The sequence below is a fragment of the Legionella sp. km535 genome (assembly GCF_003990085.1).
Classification (GTDB): Bacteria; Pseudomonadota; Gammaproteobacteria; order Legionellales; family Legionellaceae; genus Legionella; species Legionella moravica.
On the sequence record NZ_RZGU01000003.1, the window covers coordinates 121,701 to 143,608 of the forward strand.

Sequence of the window (21,908 nt, forward strand, 5' to 3'; positions counted from 1 at the left end):
AACCATTTCAAAAAATAATTACTTTTGACAGCGATGCCTTAATGACAGAACAGTTGCCATTGTCACAAACAGCTCACAGCTCAGTGACACCATCGAAAATCAACTTTTTGGCCAGCTCAAAATTTTATGTGGCGTTTCAAAAAATATATTTCCTTGAATAAAATTTATTTATTACATAAAGAAACGTCATTGCAATCGTTAGCGAAGTAAATCGAATCTTCGCTAACATGTTGTACTGCTTCACTTCCTTCGCAATGATGACTTATTTGTAACAAATTAAAAATTCATTCACAGAATTTAGGTCTCGTAGATTATTTTTTTCACTAATTCTGCTAAGTATTTAACATGAGGGGCAAAAAACATAGTTTCATGAGATCCAGGAACCAAATGCACTTCGAGTTGACCGCTTATGATCTTTTTCCATCCATTATCAAACGAATCTACCGTTGCAAATTGCGGCCATAATTCTCTGGCCTTGAACAAGATGACATCACTATCTATAACGGAAGGTTTATAGCTGAGTAATAAATTCCTTCTGTATTCTTCTAAAGCAGTTAAACGCAAAAATTCTTCTGATGGCAGGTCAGAAAATTTATGGGTAAGCAGATCTAGAGTATTGTGTTGCATCAAAGTAGATGGATAGTGTAGCCACCCATCAAATATACCTAAAAATTGTATGTCCATTCCCCGTGTTTTCATGTGATGAGCCATAGCAAAAGCTAAATTTGCGCCAAAGGATGCTCCGCCAAGATAGATTCTCTTTCCAGAGTACTTATGAGCAATGCATTCAACATAATATGTAGCTATCTCTTCAAGTGACGAAAATTTGATATCAGAATCATTAAGACTTGGATCCTCTATTCCATATACCGTTAAATCTCCCTTTAGTTCATGTGCTAATTGTTGATACCAAAATACGCTGCCGCCAATTGGATGAACCAAAAAAAGCGGTATTTTATGTGCTCCACAAGACAACTTAATAAGTGGTGAATTATCTTGAGTTATCAGATGAGATATTTCAGAGTGTTCCTGCTCATTTAATCTATCATCCAGATATGAGGCTAATGAGCGCACCGTTGGAAACTGAAACAATAAAGATAAATGAATGTCTATTGAAATCAGTCTTTTTAGTTGCCCGATGATATGCAATGCGGTTAAGGAATCACCTCCTATTGAAAAAAAGTCATCATCAAGTTGAATGTCTTTCATTTGAAATGACTCTTTCCAACACTCAAGACATAGACGTTCCATTTCAGTCATTAAGGTATCATTTTGAATGAGATCATAAGACACCACCCTGCCGGATTGCTTTTCAAGTACATCAAAATTAATCTTTTCGTTTTCTTTAAGTGGGATAAAATCAACCAGATAATATTCTTTTGGATGCATGTATGAAGGTAAATACTCCAATAAGAAGTGCTTCAACTGTTTAACAGTAAGCAACTTATCTTCGCTTACCAAATAGGCTCGCAACGTTTTATTATTTGTATTTTCATTGCAAATCACCACAACCGCTTGAGATATGTGCTCATGCTTCATCAATATAGATTCTATTGCAGCCAACTCTATCCGATAACCATGCAATTTAACCTGGTGGTCGTTTCGTCCAAAAAACTGCACTACGCCATCAGGTAACCAACTCACTAAATCCCCTGTTTTATATACTCTATCTTTACCATTAAAGAATACTTCAATAAATTTTTTACAGGTTAGATCGAGTTTATTAAGATACCCCAAGGAAACCTGATTCCCTCCAATACATAACTCCCCTTTCATACCGATAGGACATAAATTCATAAATTTATCGACAATGTAGCACGAACTATTAAAGGCAGGCTGTCCAATTGGAACCACTGTACCAGTCAATGCCTTGTTAGATGGCACACGGAATGAAGTAACTGAAACGGTAGTTTCTGTTGGACCGTATTCATTCACTACGTGACAATCAGGACATAAGCTCATCCATTTCTTGACCTCCTCGATATGAACCGTATCAGCCCCAAGCATTAAGTATTTTAAATGATGAAGTGTTTTTATTTCATCTGGGTGCTGTAACAAAAGATCCAAATATCCTGGGGTTAATTCGGTATGCGTTATCTTATGTTTTTGTAAATGCTTCAAATACAATTCAGGACTCATCTTCTGATAATCGGAACATACCGCTAAAGCCCCACCATACATCAACGGAGCTAAGGTACAGGGAATGGATAAATCAAATGCGATGGAGGAGGAAAAATCAATGATGGAATCTTGATTAAAATCGGTCGTTTGAGTAAACCAGTGGCAATAATTAATGACATTAAGATGAGATATCATGACGCCTTTAGGGATCCCGGTTGTACCAGAGGTAAACATATAATAAGCAATATCGTTCTTTTCTAGGGGAATTACCTCAATAGGAGATGCATTCTCGCAAGGCTTATTAGAGAGGAGATCAGAGGTCAGGTATATCCTAACTGAATCATCATCTTGAAAATGATCATTGAGTATTTTAGCAGACTCTTCGTTACTAAAAATGCAGTTAATCTTTGCTTCCTTTAAAATCAGTTCGATTTTTTTAAATGGATATTTTCTATCCAAAGGAACATAAATACATCCCACCCTTAAAATTCCAAGTATAACAGGAAGCATCTCTTTTGAACGCTCCATATAGATGCCCATGGGAGTCTGTGGAGGAATATTCAATAACCTTATAAAACTCGCGACTGATTCTGCCCAATTCCATAAAGTATGATAAGTAATGACTTGTTGCTCTGAATAAAGTGCCGCAGCATTCGGCCTTTTCATCACTTGTTCGTGAAACATGGAGTATATTGATTGAGAAGGCAATTGATGCTTCTCACCTAATCCCCATAAATAAATATGACGGCGCTCCATTGGGGTAATCAGTTCAAATTCATTTATGCGTAACTTTGGGGCTTCTAAAATCAGATGAAGTATCTGCGAAAGATGCTCAGGAGCATGGTGTATCAGGGATTGTAAACCGCCCTGTTGATAATCCAAATCTAATTTATGAAAAAGTTTCAATTCTGATGTTTGTTCATTTAATTCAAAATGCATTACCGAGCATTCAGGAATTGTTTGAGTGTTATCTTGAGATATTCTGAGCGTTATAACAGGTTCAATAAATACCTCTTCAAGTGAGGGATAACGAACTAATAAATCAATGAGATACGGTGCTCTTTGAGTCAAGGACTCCACTTTGTTTTTTACAAACGCCAGTGTATCATTAAAAGTATTGTCTGCTTGGAGATCAACTGAAAGCGGAAGTTTATCTCCAAATAAATAGCGTCCAGCATATGCCCCCACTGGCTCTGGTGATTTTAATAAAAAACATGAACAGTGTTCATAATCATTGAGCCGATATAAATAAACCAATACGGTAGCAATGAAGGTGACACTCAATAACTCATCATCAATACCCTTAAAAGAAATACAACCAAACGGGTTCATTTCTTGTTTTTTTACATAAGCACGTTCAGAAAAAAGAGAGTGTTCAACAACCTGTCGAAATTCGTTTATCCAATACGCTTCTTGATTTAGCGATTGTATATAATAGTGACTCAGCTCATTAAATTCATGTAACTGAAAACAAGCTAATTGGGATCCAATTTGCATCCCATATTCTTGTGCACATTCTAAAGGTGTAATTACTTTTCCTGAAGAAGCGCGACATTCCTTAATTAATAAGGTACCGCAGCTGGTTGCCAATTCTATTCCCTGCTCATCAGCAGCAATGATTTCACCTGGTTTGGCTTGAGTTGAGTGTGTATTAGTCTGTTCCATAGACGAAATAATCAACGAAGTAGTTTGAGTGAGCAACTTAAGTGTTCCAACATGATTAGGATAGTGGCCATGTGCTAGTGCCCGAAACATACGAACTATGAATTCAGCAGATGTATTCCAATCAATAAAACCCAATTGAGGAATAACTTTATCTTTACCATAATAACTTCGTCCAGCAGCGGATTGCTTCCAAAATTTTAACTGATTAGATTCCAGGTTATCCAAAAGAATATTGAATCCTATGACCGCCTCCTCAAAACACCTTAAATTTAAACTCAATGCTGTGTTATTTTCTGAAGAAAACGATTTTTGATAAACAATATCGCCAGCATCAATTCTTTCATTCATAAGATGCCAGGTGATGCCGTGCATAGGTTCATTATTTAAGATAGACCAGGTTGTTGCATTCAAACCGGCATAGGCTGGAAGCAAAGAATCATGATAATTAAAGGCAAATTGGCGCACACATCGAAGATGCCTGGCGTTTAGAAGGTGACCATTCACTATACTAAATAGATAATCAACCCGAGGTTGTGTTTCAGATAAATCATATTGAGCTAAGGATATGCAAGGGATTTTATTTTTCTTACACCAAAGTTGAATGACTTCAAACGAGGATATTACAGTCTTGATAGTGTACTGTCTTTGAACCAGTATCGTGGCACATTCGACTAGTAGTGTATCATCACCAATCAAAATGCACGTTTTATTTTCCATTACGCCCCCTTTCGACTACAATTAAAGCATGTTATCAAAATAATTGCCAGTTTTCATAATACTTATAAGGACATAATCTTTATGGCACATTCTAAGGAGCTGTTGAAATTCAATACATCTTTCCTTGAGTTTTTTGCCAATCAAAGTGAAGAATACATTCTTATTCTTAACGAAACATTGCATATCGTCTTTATTAATGATGAAGCGAAAAGAAACTTACTTCCAGAATCAACCATAACAATCGGTCAATGTTTTAATCAGTTATGCCAACAAAATAAACTTGAAGCAGGGCTATGTAATTTTGTTAAAGAATATGCTTCTCTTAGCGAAGACTCAAATATCTCTAAATTTTATCAATACAAATCGCTTACCTGGGAAATTAATGAATTAACTGAAAATAACCAACGCTATTTTCTAATTCAAACCAATAACAAAAAGCAATTAGGTAAAGAAAATACTATTCATAATCTGGAAGTGCTCATAGAAAACATGCCTTGTAACGTGTATTGGATGGATAAAAATTGTCTTATGGTAGGATGTAATCAAAACGTTTTAAACATGTTGAATTTATCAAGAGAAGAATTTAAAGGAAAAAGCTATGAAGAATTAGCGGTCTTATGCCACTGGCCTGAAGGGTTAGCCGAAAAATTAAAAAATGATGACCTTAAGGTAATTAAATCAGGGCGCGCCATATATGGAATAGAAGATCCCCCTATTCCTGGAACAAAAAATCAGGTATTTAATTTTTTAACCAGCAGAGTCCCTTTATTTGATAAGAATGGCATTATTTCAGGCGTTGCAGGAATATCGACCGATATTTCAGATTTGTTACAGGAAAAAGAAAAAACAGAGGTAGCCAATAAGGCCAAAACTGAATTTCTCGAAAACATGCGCCACGATATTCGCACCCCTTTAACTGGAATTGTAGGATTTGCCGATTTACTCAAAATGGAATCCGATAATCCTTTGATTAAAGAGTATTCTGAAAATTTGGTAGCTTCCAGCCATGCACTTCGCGATCTTCTTGATGAGGTACTCGAGGCAATACAAGTAAGCACAGGGGAGATTCCCAAATTAAAGAAAAAATTTAACTTGGAGGATACTTTAAATCATGTGATTAAATTAAATCGATCCAAAGCTGCCCAGAAAAAAATAGCTCTTAGTCTAAGGTTTGATGAGCACATTCCATATTGCGTTATCGGTGATAAAGTACGCATTCATCGTATAGCATTAGAGTTGATAGCCAATGCTCTGAATTTTACCGACTCAGGCCATGTTACCCTTTCTGTCATTCTTGCTAAACGTCATCAACGAGAATTAATTATAAAACTGGTCGTTGAAGATTCAGGTATTGGTATTCCCAAAGACAAACAACAGGAAATCTATATTCAATTTAAACGACTTACTCCATCCTATCAAGGCATATATAAAGGGGTTGGTTTAGGACTTTCAGTGGCCAAGCAATTTATTGATGAATTAGATGGTGAAATTTACGTAGAAAGTGAATCAGGAAAAGGCTCTCGATTTACCTGTGTTATCCCACTGCAAGAACCACTACTCGATGATGATTTAGGAATCCATGAGGAAATTGAAGAGATCCAGGATTCCACTCATGAACAAACGCAATCTCAGGAAATAAAGGCCATTTTTCAAAATAATCCAGGACATATGCACCAGGTGCTTGTTGTTGAAGACAATCCTATTGCTCAAATTGTAGCAAAGTCTATTTTGTCCAAATTAAATTGTACCACCGACATCGCTGATACAGGGAAAAATGCCATTGAGTACTGGAAAAAGCACCACTACGATTTAATTTTTATGGACATTGGATTGCCAGATATGGATGGGTATGAAATAACGCATCTTATTCGAGTTCATGAATTAACTAAAAAGATCCATACTCCAATTATTGCATTAACCGCTCATGCCGGCGATGAAAATAAAAAACGATGTATTGATGCAGGAATGAATGCGGTATTAACAAAGCCCTTAACAACAAAAAATTGTGCTGACATCATAGAAGCATTTATGCCAGGGAACGCTCAGCTATCTACACATAAAAATTCATCGAAAAAGAACTCTGATGTACATGAACAAAATCAATCACTATTTGACTTATCCCCTTTTCCTATTTTGGACTTCGAAGAAGGAATTAAAGCTACTGGTAATAAAATGATACTGGAAAAAATGCTTGCTTTTATGCTTGAAGATACTCTTCCTAAAGACAGGCAATTAATACAAGAAGCTCATACCAATTTGGATTGGGACAAAACGCAACATTTAGCCCATAAAATTAAAGGTGGCGCAGTCTATGTAGGAACAGTACGACTCAAAATGGCATGTCAATTTATTGAGCGTTATTATAAATCAGGGCAACGCGTACAATTGGAATCCCTTTATCAACAAGTTTTAACCGTTATTGACCAAACGTGTCAGGAAATTGGGGATTTTTTACAACAAAAAAATAACAATTAATTCAATATTATATATATCTTTCTTAAACAGCTAAGGGATTGCTGCAATTTGTAATCCTAGCGCCAAATTCTTTTTAAATCAGATGGATAATTTTAAACAGTAATTTTCTTACACTCTTTTAGGGTCTGTTGACAATTCAAGTTTCTACGTCCTGCGACTTGTTCGCAGGATCCAATTCACTCTTTATAGGCGCAATATATTCTTGTTTTACGCAAGATCTATCGATTCCGCGAACAAGTCGCGGAAATTAGGCTTGAATACAATGAAATGTAAACAGCCCCTAGTAAAAAGTCGAGGTAGAATAAACTCAAAATCCACTACTAAACAAATTTAATACGATTTTTGATAACCTGATTATCCATGAAAATACTGATAAATCCGCAAGGCCAAATGTTCACTAATCCCCTGAACTTTGCTGATTTCTTCTACGGATGCTTTGGACAATTCCCGTAAGCCTCCAAATCGGTGCAGTAAAGCCTGGCGCCTTTTGGCACCTACGCCTTCAATACTCTCAAGAGTCGAATCCAGTCGGGCTTTTTGTCTTTTTTTACGATGCGCCGTAATCGCAAATCGATGTGCTTCATCACGGATGTGCTGTAATAGATGCAGTGCCTTTGAATCCTCAGGCAAGGTAAATTCTCGCTCTTCATTAACTAAAATCAGTTTTTCCCAACCGGCTTTACGAGATGGTCCCTTCGCAACGCCCAGAAGAATCACATCGTGTACATTCAAGGACAATAAAACCCGTTGTACCACCGCAACCTGCCCTTTCCCACCATCAATAATTAATACATCAGGCAAGGATTGGGCTTCTAGCAATCGTTTGAATCTCCGTGTAACGGCTTGCTCCATAGCAGCATAGTCATCACCCGGAGTAATCCCTTCGATATTAAATCGCCTGTATTCTTTAGTACACGGCCCTTCTGCGTCAAAAACCACACAGGAAGCTATTGTTGCTTCTCCCTGAGTATGACTGATATCAAAACATTCCATTCGCTCAATGTGCTTATCAAGCGATAATAGCTGTTCCAAAGCATGATATCTGGACTTAATCGTAGAATGTTGATTGACATACTCTGCTATTGATACTCGCAGATTATTGACAGCAAAATCCATCCATCGGGATTTAACACCACGGGGATTGATTTGGATCGTACATGCTTTGCCCCGTTTTTCAGTCAGAGCTTCCTCTAAAGAATGATGATCGGAGAGTGTCTTGTTTGTGATAATTAACGCAGGAATTCGATCAATAGAATCCAGGTAGTAAAATCCAACAAAAGCCTCAAAGGTCTGTTGCCATAAATCCTCAACATCCAACTCTTCATTCAATCCTTTATGTGGAACTGAAGGAAAGAAACTACGACTGGCTAATACCTGCCCTTCCCGAATCGTAACGCACTGAATACAGGCAAAACCGGGATGAACTTCAATAGCGATTACATCTGCATCCCCCTTAAGCTGAACCACTGCTTGCTGTTCCTGAACCAGACGCAGATTTTTAATCTGATCACGAAAAACTGCCGCTGCTTCAAAATTCAGTTGCTCAACAGCGTGTTCCATACGCTCCGTCAGCTCTTCTAAAATCACCTGACATTTACCCTGCAAAAATCGCATGGCATCGTCCACAGATTGACGATAAGACTCAGGACTAATATAAGAGACACAAGGTGCGGTACATCGTTTGATTTGGTATTGCAAACATGGGCGCGAACGGGCATTAAAATAACTGTCCCGACAGTTTCGAATCTTAAATACTTTTTGTATCGTTAAAATGGTCTCTTTTACGGCAGAGCCATTGGGATAGGGGCCATAAAAATTACCCGATACCGGTTTCTTTTTACTTCGATAACTCTCAATGCGTGGAAATTCAGGATGATTCGATATATGGATGTAGGGATAAGACTTATCATCACGCATCAATATATTATATTTTGGCCGTAAAGCCTTAATAAGATTACTTTCCAGTAATAAAGCCTCTGTCTCACTTCTGGTGACCGATATTTCAATTGATGCAATTTGACTGACCAGGGATCGTGTTTTAACTGCGGTAGTGTATTTACTGAAATAACTGTTGACTCTTTTTTTAAGATTGGATGCTTTACCTACATATAAGACGGTACCTGATTCATCAAGCATGCGATAAATACCCGGTTCACCAGGTAGTTTACTAAGAAATAAAGTTAATTCAGCGGATGACTGCCTAATATTCATAAACGACAAAAATAAGGTAATTATATAGCATCATAGCTTATACTTGGCTGCTTTGTTGCTACTTGGAAATTCAATTAAACCAATGCCCAACACCATATGTACCTGGACTATCCGGTTTAATCATCTTGGATTATATCATTAGGATGCTCAATAACGCGGTGTTTCATTGCCAGATAGGTAAGCTCGACATCGTTTTTTATTCCTAATTTTTCAAACATACGATATCTGTAGCCATTGATGGTTTTACTGCTTAAAAACAATCGATCCGCAATATCCTGCACATTCATACCGCTGGTGATCATTAGCATGACTTGCATTTCCCTTTCTGACAACATGTCAAAGGGAGAATCCTGGGCATCCTGCAAGCTATTAATTGCCATTTTCTGAGCAATTTCAGCACTGAGGTATTTTTCGCCTTTAGCTACCTTACGAATTGCCGCCGCCATTTCTTCCGCTCCTGACTCTTTGGTCAGATAGCCCATGGCACCCAATTGCAAAACTCGAGTAGGCAAAGGATCAGTGCATATTGCAGTCACCGCAATGACCTTAATTTGAGGATTTGATTTTTTTAAGCGACGAGTAACTTCCCAACCATCAATTCCAGGCATTTTCATATCTAAAAGAACGACATCAGGGTTATGAGTTTTTACAAATGCCAAGGCCTGCTCACCGATCTCAGCATCCGCAACTACATCTACATCCGCCATGTCTTCAAGCAATCGTCGAATACCCATTCTAACCAATGCATGGTCATCAACAATTAATACTTTAATCAAATGATGCTCCTTGACCAACAAGCCAATGAACAAAGTGTGTTGGATGATGTTAACAAGACTCTTCTGTCATTACAATACATAGACATCCTATTCCTTCCCCAGCTAACAGGCCCTGATATGGATATTCGGGTTATCAGGATCAACATCAAAAAATGGAGGATACTCACCTAGCTGTCGTGTTCGATCCAAAAGTTCATTGATATTAGACGAAACAAAATTATATAAGGTCTGGTAATCATTAATAACAAAATACACTGGCTGTAACCTATCAATCCGATAAGGCATTCGAAATGCTGCAACAGGCTCAAAAAGTACACGAAGAGGAATATCACTTTCTACACTGTAAACGGTTTCACTAATGGACGATAAAATTCCGCCACCATACGCTCTTAAGCCTTTTGCTGTATTAATCAAACCAAACTCAACCGTAAACCAGAACATTCGTTGCAATAATGGCCAATCGGTTTCTGGAAAGGTTAGAACCTTACACGCATAATCATGGATAAAATCCGCATATACCTTGTCCGTTAACATAGGACAATGGCCAAATATTTCATGAAATATATCAGGCTCCTGCACGTAATCCAATTCTTCTTCACAACGAATAAAGGTGGCTGCCGGGAAGTATTTATTTGACAAAAGTTCAAAGAACTCCCGTGCTGAAATCAATGCAGCGACAGGGGCTACCTGCCATCCTGTTTTTGCCTTTAATTTTTGACTTACTTCTGGAAGCTGGGGAATTGCATTCCCGGTTACACCCAATGTATTCAAACCAGTCAAAAACTCATCGCAGGCTCTACCAGGCAATATTTTCATTTGTCGTTCAAATAATATATTCCAGATTCTGTTTTCTTCTGCAGAATAATTGACTATACCCTGAGCGTCAGGAACATGTGCAACATAACGACTTTCAAACCCCATAACTTCTCCTTCACTCATTTATATTTCAACTACACCAGCAATTGCCCATCTTCTCTCTATAATATGCAGCCAAATTCTAGGCATAAAGAATTAATATCTTTCACACAATGGAGAAAACCCAAAATGAATTCGGGATGACAACTCAGGGAGATAAATACAGGAATTACAAATAACTCAAGGCTCAAAGCCGGAAAATTTTGTAAATTCCAAAATAAAAATCTTGATTTAGTAATTACCCAACCACACCCTAAATGTCAACCTCCTGTTAATAAATATTACTTATTTTTACATTCTACTATAGAATTCTCACAATCTATTTCAATATTGGAAAAACAAATGACTATTGCCATTTTAGCTACAGGGGATGAAATCGTTCATGGGGACACACTGAATACCAATAGTCATGATATTGCGCATATTCTTTGTTCAGAAGGCTTGTCTCTGGGATTGCAAATGGCCTGCAGCGATAAAGAAACAGACATCGTAAACTGCCTGGAATTTTTAGCCCAAAAACATGAAGTTATTATTGTAATCGGCGGACTGGGGCCAACAACAGATGATCTAACTCGTTTTGCGTTAGCAAAATACACAGGTGATGTTTTAGTTCAACATAATGAAGCTTTAGAACATATCAAGAAACGACTGCAATCAGTCCAGGTAGTCATTAACGAAGGAAATTTACAGCAATGCCTGTTTCCGCCACAAGCCAGAATACTGCCTAACCCAAACGGCAGTGCTGTAGGGTGTTATTACCAATGGAATAATAGAATTTTTATCTTACTGCCCGGACCTCCCCGTGAATGTCTGCCTATGTTCAATAACCATGTTCTTCCTAACCTTTTGACAATGGAGCGCAGCACGAAACAGATCATTAAGTGGCGGATTTTTGGTGTGGCAGAGAGCGAAATTGCCCAGACCCTGGAAGATGCGCTGGCTGATATTGATTGTCAAACAGGATACCGCCTGGACGTGCCTTATATCGAATTCAAGGTTCGTTGTACCCGTGATCTGGTGGATACAGTTAAAGACATTATCGATCCTATCCTGTCTCCGCATATCATTGCTTCTATTGACAAAAAAGCATCGGTTAATCTGAGGGAGCTGATCCTTAAAAATAATGAACCTATAACCATAATAGACGAAGTCACCCAAGGATTATTGCAATCCCTTTTAATAAAACCAGGGACTCAGCACTTGATTCACTTCCATAATCTTAAATCGACAAGATTATATTTTCATCTCAGAGGCCTGGAGGAATATTGGTCGCAACAACCGGCAAAAGGTTCAACGCAATTAACCATAAACTACAGTAATCAAATCCAGGAAGGAGGAGAGACACACCAGATACCTTATCGCAGTCCTCTGGTGGTCTATTATGCAGCCGAGTGGTTAAGCTTCCGACTCTTTCATCTCATCAATCAATTGCATCAATGAGTAACACAGTTGTTGAGTTCCCTGGCCACTAATCGCTGAAATGGCAAATACTTTACCCGTCCAATTCAGACCTTTTACGATGGCCTCTACCCGTTCCTGCCTGCTGGCTTCATCGGGTAGCATATCGATTTTATTCAGCACCAGCCAGCGAGGTTTATTCAAGAGATCAGGACTGTATTCACCCAGCTCATTAATGATGGCCTTTGCTGACACAACCGGATCACTATCATCAAGAGGAGCAACATCGATTACATGCAATAAAACACAAGTACGGGAAAGATGTTTTAAAAACCGATGACCTAACCCTGCGCCTGCAGCTGCTCCTTCTATAAGCCCGGGAATATCAGCCATTACGAAGCTTTTGTGAGATGAGACACTAACCACACCTAAACCTGGGTGCAATGTAGTAAAGGGATAATCAGCAACTTTTGCTTTTGAACTGGAAACGGCACGAATTAATGTGGATTTCCCGGCATTTGGAAGCCCCAATAAGCCAACATCAGCCAAAACACGCAATTCCAAACGTAAATGCCGGCATTCACCGGGGCTACCTGGACTTGATTGTCTTGGAGATCGGTTTACACTGCTTTTATACCGTGTATTTCCCAATCCATGAAATCCGCCCTGAGCAATAAGAACGGGTTCGCCGGGTTTATTTATATCTCCGAGTAACTCACCTGTATCGATATCATAAACCATGGTGCCTACAGGAACCTTTATAATCAGGTCTGCTCCTTTTTTCCCACTGCAGTTGCCACCCATCCCTTGTTGACCGTTCTCTGCTTTATAATGACGCATATAGCGAAAATCTACCAGGGTGTTTAAATCGCTGCTCGCTTCAAAATAAACACTGCCACCATCCCCACCATCACCACCATCGGGACCACCACGAGGGATAAATTTTTCACGCCTGAAACTGACGCAACCATTTCCACCATTACCGGCGTCTACCTTAATAATTGCTTCATCGACGAATCTCATGACCAACCTTAAACTAAAAAAAAACCCCGTTACCGGGGTTATAAACTGGATGACAAATATCGTAACGTTTAGATACCATCAAAAATGTGTTCTACAAAATAACTGCTACATCCTATTATTTTTGAAATCACTTTAAAATACATCTGTGCTTTGCAAGATCATTGCAAATCATGATGCATTGTTGCAAATTAATTCGCAGCTTCTTCTATTTGTTCGGCAACTATAGTGACGTATTTGCGATTCTTTTCACCCTTAACGGCAAAATGTACCAAACCGGATACCAGAGCATAAAGGGTATGATCACGACCACAACCAACACCTGTTCCGGGGTGGAAACGAGTTCCACGCTGTCTTACAATAATTTCACCCGCATTAACAAATTGACCACCGAAACGCTTTACACCAAGAAACTTTGGATTCGAGTCGCGGCCATTACGAGTACTACCACCTGCCTTCTTATGAGCCATTGCTATCCCCTCTTACTTGCTTATCGCAGTAATTTTAACTTGCGAATAATATTGTCTATGCCCCATTTGTTTCATGTGGTGCTTACGACGACGGAATTTAATAATTTTTACTTTCTTGTGACGACCGTGATCAAGAACTTCAGCTTTAACTACTGCTTTAGCAACAAATGGAGTGCCGCACACGACTTTATCGCCATCTGCCAACATCAGTACTTCTGAAAATTTGATCTCATTGCCAACATCTTCAGGCAGCAATTCAATTTTTAGAACATCACCTTCTTTTACGGTATATTGCTTACCGCCTGTCTTGATTACCGCATACATAACTATTCTCCAACTCGCCTGATTGGCTATCACAATTTCAACAAAGTGCCATATTCTATGAAATTATGGCTATGACTTCAAGTTCATTTTAAAATATTGTATACTTCTTCACCCTTTCCCGGTTTAATTGCTCCCTTTTAGTGAGTAATCGGGTGTTTAATCTGGTCGCGGATTAAATAGGGATCCTTAAATTTATTGGAGTATATAATGTCAACAATTCTTTTAGAAGCCGAAACAAGAACGGATATGGGGAAAGGTGCGAGCCGCCGCCTACGTCGTCTTGAAAATAAAGTTCCCGCTGTAATTTATGGCGGTGATAAAGAACCAAAATCAATCCACTTTCTACACAATAAAGTAATTAAAGCCTTGGAAACTGAAAGTATTTACTCCAGTGTTTTTGATATTTCTGTTGACGGTAAAGTTGAACACGTGATTTTGAAAGCATTACAACGCCATCCATACAAACCACTTGTTATGCATATGGATTTACAACGTGTTTCAGGAAAAGATGTTCTGGTTAAACTTGTACCCATTCATTACATCAATGAACAAAAATCTGCTGGCGTTAAAGCTGGTGGTATCATTAACCACACCATGACTCAAGTTGAAATTCGTTGTCAAGCTAAAGACTTACCTGAATTCATTGAAGTGGATATGACTAATGTTGGAATGGATGATGTAGTTCACTTGTCTAATCTGAAACTGCCTAAAGGTGTTCATCTGACTGTTGATGTTACCGATGGAAGTCATGATGCACCTGTTGTCAGCATTCATGCACCTAAAGTCAGCTCAGCTGAAGAAGAAACATCAGTTCCAGCTTCTGCTGTACCTACTACTAATGAAGAGAACAGCGCAGAGTAACGATTACTCTGGATTCATTTCTTGCAGACAGCCAGCATGCGTTCATTCTGGCTGTCTGTAAAGATAGTTCAATGAAAACACGCTCTGCTACTCTACGATGAATCCGATACATATATTAAGAAACTACAGTCTATGGCCATTAAACTAATCATCGGTTTACGTAATCCAGGCTCTGCCTATGAACAAACCAGGCATAATGCCGGTGGATGGTTGGTTACTTCTCTGGCACAAAGACACAGCACTCATTATAAATCAGATAAAAAAATGCAGGCGGAAATTGCTGATCTGGATATCAATCATCATCAATGCAAATTAGTATTACCCTTAACTTTTATGAACCACAGTGGGTTACCTACCCGGGCAATCAGTCAATTTTATCGAATTCAACCAGAAGAAATTGTGGTCGTACATGATGAGCTGGATCTGCCTGTTGGACGTATAAAAATAAAAACAGGTGGAGGCCATGGGGGGCACAATGGTTTACGAGACATTATAACTCAGTTAGGAAGCAGTGAATTTCATCGATTACGAATTGGGATTGGCCATCCTGGTCATAGAGACCTCGTCCACCAATTTGTATTGGGCAAACCTTCAGTCGATGACAGACAGAAAATTTACGATGCTATAGATAGAGGCATAGCTGTAATGCCTTTGGTATTGTCTGGAGATATAGCCAGAGCAATGAATCAATTAAACACTTAATTCTAAATAAACCATCCAATCCTCACGATTGACGCTTCATTTAGAACATTAGCAAAGAGGTAGTACATATGGGATTTAAATGCGGTATCGTTGGTTTACCTAACGTTGGAAAGTCAACTCTATTCAACGCCCTGACCAAAGCAGGTATAGAAGCGGCTAACTACCCATTTTGTACCATTGAACCTAATGTGGGTATCGTAACTGTTCCCGATCCTCGTCTGGATGCATTAAGCGACATCGTAAAGCCACAGCAGGCTCTTCCTGCGACCATGCAGTTTGTTGATATTGCCGGCTTGGTTAAAGGGGCTTCCAGCGGTGAAGGGCTGGGGAATCAATTTCTGGCAAACATACGCGAAACTGATGCGATTGCTCATGTGGTGCGTTGCTTTGAAAATTCGGATGTAATACACGTTGAAGGTCGCGTTGATCCACTTAGCGACATAGAAGTAATTAACACAGAACTTGCTTTAGCAGATATGGAAACACTTGAAAAAGCCATGCTAAAAGCAGGAAAAAACAGCAGAAGTGGCAATAAGGAAGCTATTTTCGAAATGAAAACTCTCGAAAAAATTAAAGCGCACCTGGATGCTGGATATCCTGTTCGAACTTTAGGACTTACTCCTGAAGAAGAACTCATTACGCGTCGACTGTTTTTACTCACTGCAAAACCGGTACTTTATATAGCCAATGTTAATGATGATGGCTATGAAAATAATCCTTTACTGGAACAAGTTAAAAATCTTGCAGCCCAGGAACAGGCACGCATTGTGGCTTTATGCGCAGCAACTGAATCTGAGCTGGTAGAGCTGGATGATGCTGATCGCAAAGAATTCATGACTGACCTGGGATTAACAGAGCCGGGGTTAAACAAAGTGATCAGAGCAGGATATGACCTATTGGGATTACAAACCTATTTTACTGCCGGAGTAAAGGAAGTAAGAGCATGGACCATTCACAAAGGAGCAACAGCACCACAGGCAGCTGGAGTAATTCATACAGACTTTGAAAAAGGCTTTATACGAGCAGAAGTCATTTCTTATGAGGCGTTCATCGCTTGTCGTGGCGAACAGGGAGCTAAAGAAGCCGGAAAGCTACGTCTTGAAGGGAAAGACTATATTGTTTGTGATGGTGATGTGATGCACTTTCGTTTTAATGTGTAGCGATGACACATCAGAAGTCGTGTAGTTTAATTATGCCCCAATCAGGAGTTAGGTACTGCTCGCGAGTCAGTTTTAATTCCTGTTTGGGGCTAGCAGGGCCATCCCCAAGAACTTGCCGCTTTTTTAAAAGCTTTTTAAACATTATTTGACTTTAACTCAGCTGATCTCTTGACTTAATGATCAAGATAATTTATCAATTTGAATAGAATAAACGACGTAAACCTGTACAAATAATAATCTATACTGTAGATATTGATATGAAATAATTTAACTTCTTCATATCTAGAATCTGAGGTCTTTAAATGACACTGGGTGAACAAGATGTTATGAATCGTAAGTCACAACTACCACTTCCCAGTGAACATGATAGAAAATACCGCCTGCTCACTACAATCACTGTTGAACTCCTTGTTATTGGTATTAATTTCGCTGCACTCAATATTTATTTGCATTTTTGGATTATTGCCTACTTTTTATGTTTTGCCAGCGTTATTGCATTCGGTAATTTGATATTACTCAAGAAGAAATACAGCATCATCCTTTGTGGCCATGTATTGAATAGTTTATGCCTGTTGGTCATGACTGTAGGTAATTTGTGTTTAGGAGGAATATCCAGTTCCTATTTTGGCTGGTTCTATCTGTCGCCCATCCTTGCCGCTGCAACAATAGGACTTGAGGGATTAATTTTCTACAGCCTATTATCTGCATCAATAGTAATGATATTTGTCTATCAATACATCTCACCGGTATACCAGGTCCCTGCAGAATATCTTCTCTACATCGAAAATATAAATCATATTTTTATTTTTTTACTTACGATCACCATTCTCTATAATTTATTGAAAGAAAATAGACTTTATGAAACGGTATTAAGGGAACAAAATTTCTTACTCAAAGCAGATAAACAAAAATTTCACTACCTATCAAATCATGATTCATTAACCAATTTGCCTAATCGTTCTTATTTTAATACTCATTTACAGAAAATTCTCGATTTGGCTGTATCAACCCAAAACACAGTCACTTTATTTTTTATGGATCTGGATGGCTTTAAAAAAATAAATGATAAATACGGCCATGACGTAGGTGACATCCTCTTATTACAGGTTGGTAAAAGACTGAAAAACTGCTTTAGGGCAAACGATATTATTGCGCGATTAGGCGGTGATGAATTTACCGCAGTCATCACTTATAAACCGAATGAGTCGATATCCGATACAATAATTAAAAGGATAGAACAGGAGTTTTCTGAACCCTTTCACATTAAAAATCTGGATTTAAATTGTACGATCAGTATCGGTACAGCAATTTTTCCAGATGAAGCTACAAATGCAGAGAACTTACTCAAGCTGGCTGACAACAACATGTATAAAAACAAAAAAATAAAAGCGAAACACAATAAACACAGTCAATAGATCAATTCTACGCCCGTTGGGCAAACCGCAAGTTCCCACGGCTGTCCCATTAAAAATGTAACGTCTTTCCGAGCGTAGCGAGGAATCTCCTGCAAATTGGCACAATCTGAATTAATGCATTAATTATCATTACCTTTTAACCTCTCTGTTTTTACAAGGAATTTAATGATGTCATCAGAAGATGTACCTGGATTTTTATATCATTTCGACACGCTCGAAGATCCAAGAATTGATAGAAAGAAATTGTATCCTTTAACGGAACTATTATTTGTTGTTATCTGCGCTAACCTATGTGGAACTCAGAGTTGGCGTGATTTTGTAACATTCGGAGAAGAACAATTAGATTATTTACGCCGATTTTTATCTTTTGAGAATGGCATTCCATCTAAAAATACATGTGCTCGTGTATTTTCGATTTTAAATCCGGATGAATTTAAGAAGTGTTTTTATTTCTTGGATTCAATCATTCCAACAAGCATTGGGTAATTTGATAGCCATTGATGGCAAAACATTAAAGAAATTTAAGGATATGAGCATTAGGCGCCTGCAGAAAAAGGCTGGCTCGGGAGACTCAACTCTTGATATGATTTTAATGGCCGCATTTTAATGGCATCGTGCAACCTTGCAGGAGATTCCTCGCTACGCTCGGAAAGACGTCATATTTTTAATAGGATAGCCGTGCGCAAGTTCCTTCTTATACTTGACAATTAACATATCCCCCCTTAGCATGCATTGACTAATTGGTAGAGGATATAGAATGACTATTGACCGTATACGCGCCTTGGTAAATGAAGATTTTGACGCGGTTAATAACTTGATTATTGATAAAATTCAATCACAAATCGTTTTAATTCATGACTTGTCCCATCATATCGTTGAGAGCGGTGGCAAGAGATTACGCCCCTTACTGGTACTTTTGTCCAGCAATGCCTGCGGCTATAAAGGTACGGATCACATCTCTTTGGCAGCCATGGTTGAATTTTTTCATACTGCCACTTTATTACATGATGACGTAGTTGATGAATCTACCTTGAGAAGAGGAAGACAAACCGCTAACAGCATCTGGGGTAGTAAAGCCAGTGTGTTGGTCGGAGACTATTTATTTACTCAATCGGTACAATTAATGGTAGAAGTCGGGACTTCCGCGATTCTCAATCTATTCGCCAATACATCACACCAAATTAGTTGTGGTGAGGTCAAGCAACTTGCAAATCGGCATAACCCAGCATTGAGTATTGAGGATTATTTCGATGTTATTCGGTCTAAAACAGCTCTACTTTTTGCAGCTGCGGCATGTATAGGTCCTATTCTGGGTAACTCACCCATTGAAGTACAAAATAGCCTCTATGCTTATGGTTTGCATTTGGGGAATGCTTTTCAACTGATTGATGATGCACTGGATTATTGCTCTGATTCTGCAACTCTGGGTAAAAATATTGGTGACGATCTTGCGGACGGTAAAGCAACCCTTCCTTTAATCCACGCATTACAGCATGGTACACCAACACAACAAGAGCAAATTAAAAACAGTTTAAAATTGGGAAGTTTGGACCATTTACCCGATATTCTTCTGGCGATTGAACAAACTAATGCCATAGCCTATACCAAACGAATCGCTGCTCAGGAAGTAGATAAAGCACTGTCTTGCTTAACAGTTCTTGCAGATTCAGAATATAAAACAGCACTGATTGATTTGGCCAATTTTGCTCTGGAACGAAATTACTAAAACACTACAAAGTGCTGCATGTCTTCCCGCTCCTGTTTCTGTTATCAGAGTCTCTGCCGCACTATTAAAATCAGAAACAGAACCGTGATAGCTCTTTAAAAACAGACAAATTTTCATGTATGATGAAATTACAAAACTATTTGCCTAAGATTCTTATGACTACTCAGGAATTAATAAAAAAATTTAATGAATTTTTATTTGACCAATGTGGTGTGACCTATACGGTATTTGACCACGTACGATTAGATAAAAGAACCCCCATAAAATCTCTTTTTTTTAATCCATATAAATCTCCTAATGAATTTTTTTACCAAGGAGCAAGCACCATAACGGCTCCTGTATGCCTTACAATTATCACCCTGGAACTCGCTGCAGCATCTGTATACCTCGGGCTCAAATCCATTGTTAATCTGGCAAAATTAAATCCGCAGGTTGCGAAAATCGATATTATAGATGCTGCAGTTTATTTGGTTTTTTCCTTTATAGCGGCCGTTGTCGGTGTAGCCAGTCCTGTAATCAATTTGATTGATTTTATCGGATCAGGCATTAATAGCATGATAGCAGTGAATGAACCCTCTCAGGAGACACACCAACCCTTGAATAATTAGTTTCGTTCAATCACACTTTATAGAAACAAGGAGAACGATCGCTCGTCAATCTTATCGGAGTGTAGCTCAGCCTGGTAGAGCACTGCCTTCGGGAGGCAGGGGTCGCAGGTTCAATTCCTGTCACTCCGACCATATTAATAATCAGTGAATGTCATGTTCTCCCCACTCCTTCTGGGAGAAAGTGAATGTTTCCGAATGCTCCGTACATCGCACGCCCTGGCAACATCAATGCCTGGGATAATGAGGAATTCGTTAATGCAGTGAAGAATACCGGATGCAAACAGCTCATCATCGCCGGTGTGGTTACCGAGGTTTGCGTGGCCTTTCCTGCCCTGTCAGCTTTGGAAGCGGGATATGAAGTTTTTATAATCACTGATGCTTCAGGGACGTTTAATGAGGTCACCCGCCATAGTGCCTGGTTGCGAATGCAGGCCGCTGGCGTACAATTGATTAACTGGTTTGGCATGGCTTGTGAATTGCACCGCGACTGGCGTAACGACATCGAAGGACTGGGTACACTGTTCTCAAATTACATACCAAACTATCGGAATCTCATGACGAGCTACTTCACTTTGGTCGGAAATTAAGGCGAAATACGGAATATCTGCAAGTCGTTTAACTCAGATCATTGAGAAGAATATTAATGAAGTCGGTCCTTTATTAAATATCAAAGTTAATAATTTAATCGAAAAATCAGCTAACATCTTATTTTCCAGAAGATTTTCATTAGAAAAAAACACCACTGAATATCAGGAAAATGAGCAGGCCTATGCATTGAGTGAAGGGATCGCTCTTTTGATTAATAGTACTAAGCACTCAACTCCTGCATTCATAGATTTAACAGAACTTTATATGAGCAGTTTGGATGACAGCCCTCAAATGACAGCATTAAAGAATGAATGGAATCAATATAAGAATAAATTTGGAATAACTTCCAATCCTCAAGCGTCGACTGATCAGGACTTATTGATGAAACAAGACTCTGAACAGGATAAGAATTGCTATAGTGAATTATGTTCCATCCTGCAAAGTGGTCTCTTTGTTGAGCCCGGAGTAACTATTAAATCACAGCTATACCCTAATTTAGCTAATTTAATCAGAGCGTTACAAGCAAATGATGATTTCTCAGTAATTCAATCGATTGCAGAGAAAGGCATTGAGAAAAATGTTGAAATCAAAGAGCAAAATCCGAGCAGAGATACCAGCCAAATAGATAAGCGCATCACCGTATTTACTGCAATTAGTCAAGCCAATTCACTTGAAGAGGCGCTTGGTACGATAAAAGAAAATTTGCCTGAGCTTCATAAAGAACAGGATGCGGGATTGAGACACCAATAAAGGATT

18 protein-coding genes and 1 tRNA gene are annotated in these 21,908 nt (G+C 38.7%); 12 read left to right on the forward strand and 7 right to left on the reverse strand.

Going from position 1 to position 21,908, the window contains the following annotated elements:
• Positions 1 to 297: 297 nt before the first annotated feature.
• Positions 298 to 4,503 (reverse strand): amino acid adenylation domain-containing protein, encoded by a 4,206-nt coding sequence (locus tag ELY21_RS02770; protein WP_127106678.1) that lies wholly within the window; start codon positions 4,501 to 4,503, stop codon positions 298 to 300.
• Positions 4,504 to 4,584: 81 nt separating this feature from the next.
• Here ELY21_RS02770 and ELY21_RS02775 point away from each other — a divergent pair, with 81 nt between their 5' ends.
• On the forward strand, positions 4,585 to 6,978 hold the full coding sequence (locus ELY21_RS02775; protein WP_127106680.1) for a PAS domain-containing sensor histidine kinase: 2,394 nt from the start codon (positions 4,585 to 4,587) through the stop codon (positions 6,976 to 6,978).
• 354 nt (positions 6,979 to 7,332) lie between these two features.
• On the opposite strand, the gene uvrC is transcribed toward ELY21_RS02775, so the two are convergent.
• The 3 genes from uvrC to phhA all read right to left on the reverse strand — a co-directional run bounded on the left by uvrC (position 7,333) and on the right by phhA (position 10,886).
• Positions 7,333 to 9,189 (reverse strand): excinuclease ABC subunit UvrC, encoded by a 1,857-nt coding sequence (gene uvrC / locus ELY21_RS02780; protein ID WP_127106682.1) that lies wholly within the window; start codon positions 9,187 to 9,189, stop codon positions 7,333 to 7,335.
• A gap of 116 nt (positions 9,190 to 9,305) precedes the next feature.
• Positions 9,306 to 9,965 (reverse strand): two-component system response regulator LetA, encoded by a 660-nt coding sequence (gene letA / locus ELY21_RS02785; protein WP_199741619.1) that lies wholly within the window; start codon positions 9,963 to 9,965, stop codon positions 9,306 to 9,308.
• Between the two features lie 102 nt (positions 9,966 to 10,067).
• The gene (gene phhA, locus ELY21_RS02790) at positions 10,068 to 10,886 is read right to left on the reverse strand and encodes a phenylalanine 4-monooxygenase (RefSeq protein WP_127106686.1); all 819 of its coding nucleotides are present in this window, start codon (positions 10,884 to 10,886) and stop codon (positions 10,068 to 10,070) included.
• A gap of 336 nt (positions 10,887 to 11,222) precedes the next feature.
• Between phhA and ELY21_RS02795 the strand changes: the two genes are divergently transcribed.
• Complete coding sequence (locus tag ELY21_RS02795; RefSeq protein ID WP_127106688.1) at positions 11,223 to 12,320, forward strand: molybdopterin-binding protein; 1,098 nt, start codon at positions 11,223 to 11,225, stop codon at positions 12,318 to 12,320.
• Here ELY21_RS02795 and cgtA read toward each other — a convergent pair.
• The 3 genes from cgtA to rplU all read right to left on the reverse strand — a co-directional run bounded on the left by cgtA (position 12,276) and on the right by rplU (position 14,092).
• Positions 12,276 to 13,301 (reverse strand): Obg family GTPase CgtA, encoded by a 1,026-nt coding sequence (gene cgtA / locus ELY21_RS02800; protein WP_127106690.1) that lies wholly within the window; start codon positions 13,299 to 13,301, stop codon positions 12,276 to 12,278. The genes ELY21_RS02795 and cgtA overlap by 45 nt on opposite strands.
• A gap of 188 nt (positions 13,302 to 13,489) precedes the next feature.
• A complete protein-coding gene (gene rpmA, locus ELY21_RS02805) occupies positions 13,490 to 13,768 on the reverse strand; it encodes a 50S ribosomal protein L27 (RefSeq protein WP_127106692.1) in 279 nt (92 codons plus the stop codon).
• 12 nt (positions 13,769 to 13,780) lie between these two features.
• Positions 13,781 to 14,092 (reverse strand): 50S ribosomal protein L21, encoded by a 312-nt coding sequence (gene rplU / locus ELY21_RS02810; protein ID WP_028383133.1) that lies wholly within the window; start codon positions 14,090 to 14,092, stop codon positions 13,781 to 13,783.
• Positions 14,093 to 14,299: 207 nt separating this feature from the next.
• On the opposite strand from rplU, the gene ELY21_RS02815 reads away from it, so the two are divergent.
• From ELY21_RS02815 to ELY21_RS02860, 10 genes are all read left to right on the forward strand, one after another.
• Positions 14,300 to 14,953, forward strand: a complete 654-nt coding sequence (locus ELY21_RS02815; RefSeq protein WP_127106694.1) for a 50S ribosomal protein L25/general stress protein Ctc — start codon at positions 14,300 to 14,302, stop codon at positions 14,951 to 14,953.
• Between the two features lie 132 nt (positions 14,954 to 15,085).
• Entirely contained in the window at positions 15,086 to 15,655 is a 570-nt protein-coding gene (gene pth, locus ELY21_RS02820; protein ID WP_127106696.1) for an aminoacyl-tRNA hydrolase, read from the forward strand.
• A gap of 68 nt (positions 15,656 to 15,723) precedes the next feature.
• Positions 15,724 to 16,815 (forward strand): redox-regulated ATPase YchF, encoded by a 1,092-nt coding sequence (gene ychF / locus ELY21_RS02825; RefSeq protein WP_127106698.1) that lies wholly within the window; start codon positions 15,724 to 15,726, stop codon positions 16,813 to 16,815.
• Between the two features lie 302 nt (positions 16,816 to 17,117).
• Positions 17,118 to 18,230, forward strand: coding sequence for a GGDEF domain-containing protein (locus ELY21_RS02830; protein WP_127106700.1), 1,113 nt, complete (start codon positions 17,118 to 17,120; stop codon positions 18,228 to 18,230).
• A 165-nt stretch (positions 18,231 to 18,395) separates the two neighbouring features.
• Entirely contained in the window at positions 18,396 to 18,716 is a 321-nt protein-coding gene (locus ELY21_RS02835) for a transposase family protein (RefSeq protein WP_127106702.1), read from the forward strand.
• A 271-nt stretch (positions 18,717 to 18,987) separates the two neighbouring features.
• Positions 18,988 to 19,956 (forward strand): polyprenyl synthetase family protein, encoded by a 969-nt coding sequence (locus tag ELY21_RS02840; protein ID WP_127106704.1) that lies wholly within the window; start codon positions 18,988 to 18,990, stop codon positions 19,954 to 19,956.
• 155 nt (positions 19,957 to 20,111) lie between these two features.
• Positions 20,112 to 20,564, forward strand: a complete 453-nt coding sequence (locus tag ELY21_RS02845; RefSeq protein WP_158618502.1) for a hypothetical protein — start codon at positions 20,112 to 20,114, stop codon at positions 20,562 to 20,564.
• A 55-nt stretch (positions 20,565 to 20,619) separates the two neighbouring features.
• A tRNA-Pro gene (locus tag ELY21_RS02850) sits at positions 20,620 to 20,696 on the forward strand.
• A gap of 53 nt (positions 20,697 to 20,749) precedes the next feature.
• Positions 20,750 to 21,151, forward strand: coding sequence for an isochorismatase family protein (locus ELY21_RS02855; protein WP_233588644.1), 402 nt, complete (start codon positions 20,750 to 20,752; stop codon positions 21,149 to 21,151).
• Between the two features lie 208 nt (positions 21,152 to 21,359).
• The gene (locus ELY21_RS02860) at positions 21,360 to 21,902 is read left to right on the forward strand and encodes a hypothetical protein (RefSeq protein ID WP_127106708.1); all 543 of its coding nucleotides are present in this window, start codon (positions 21,360 to 21,362) and stop codon (positions 21,900 to 21,902) included.
• The last annotated feature ends 6 nt before the right edge of the window (positions 21,903 to 21,908 follow it).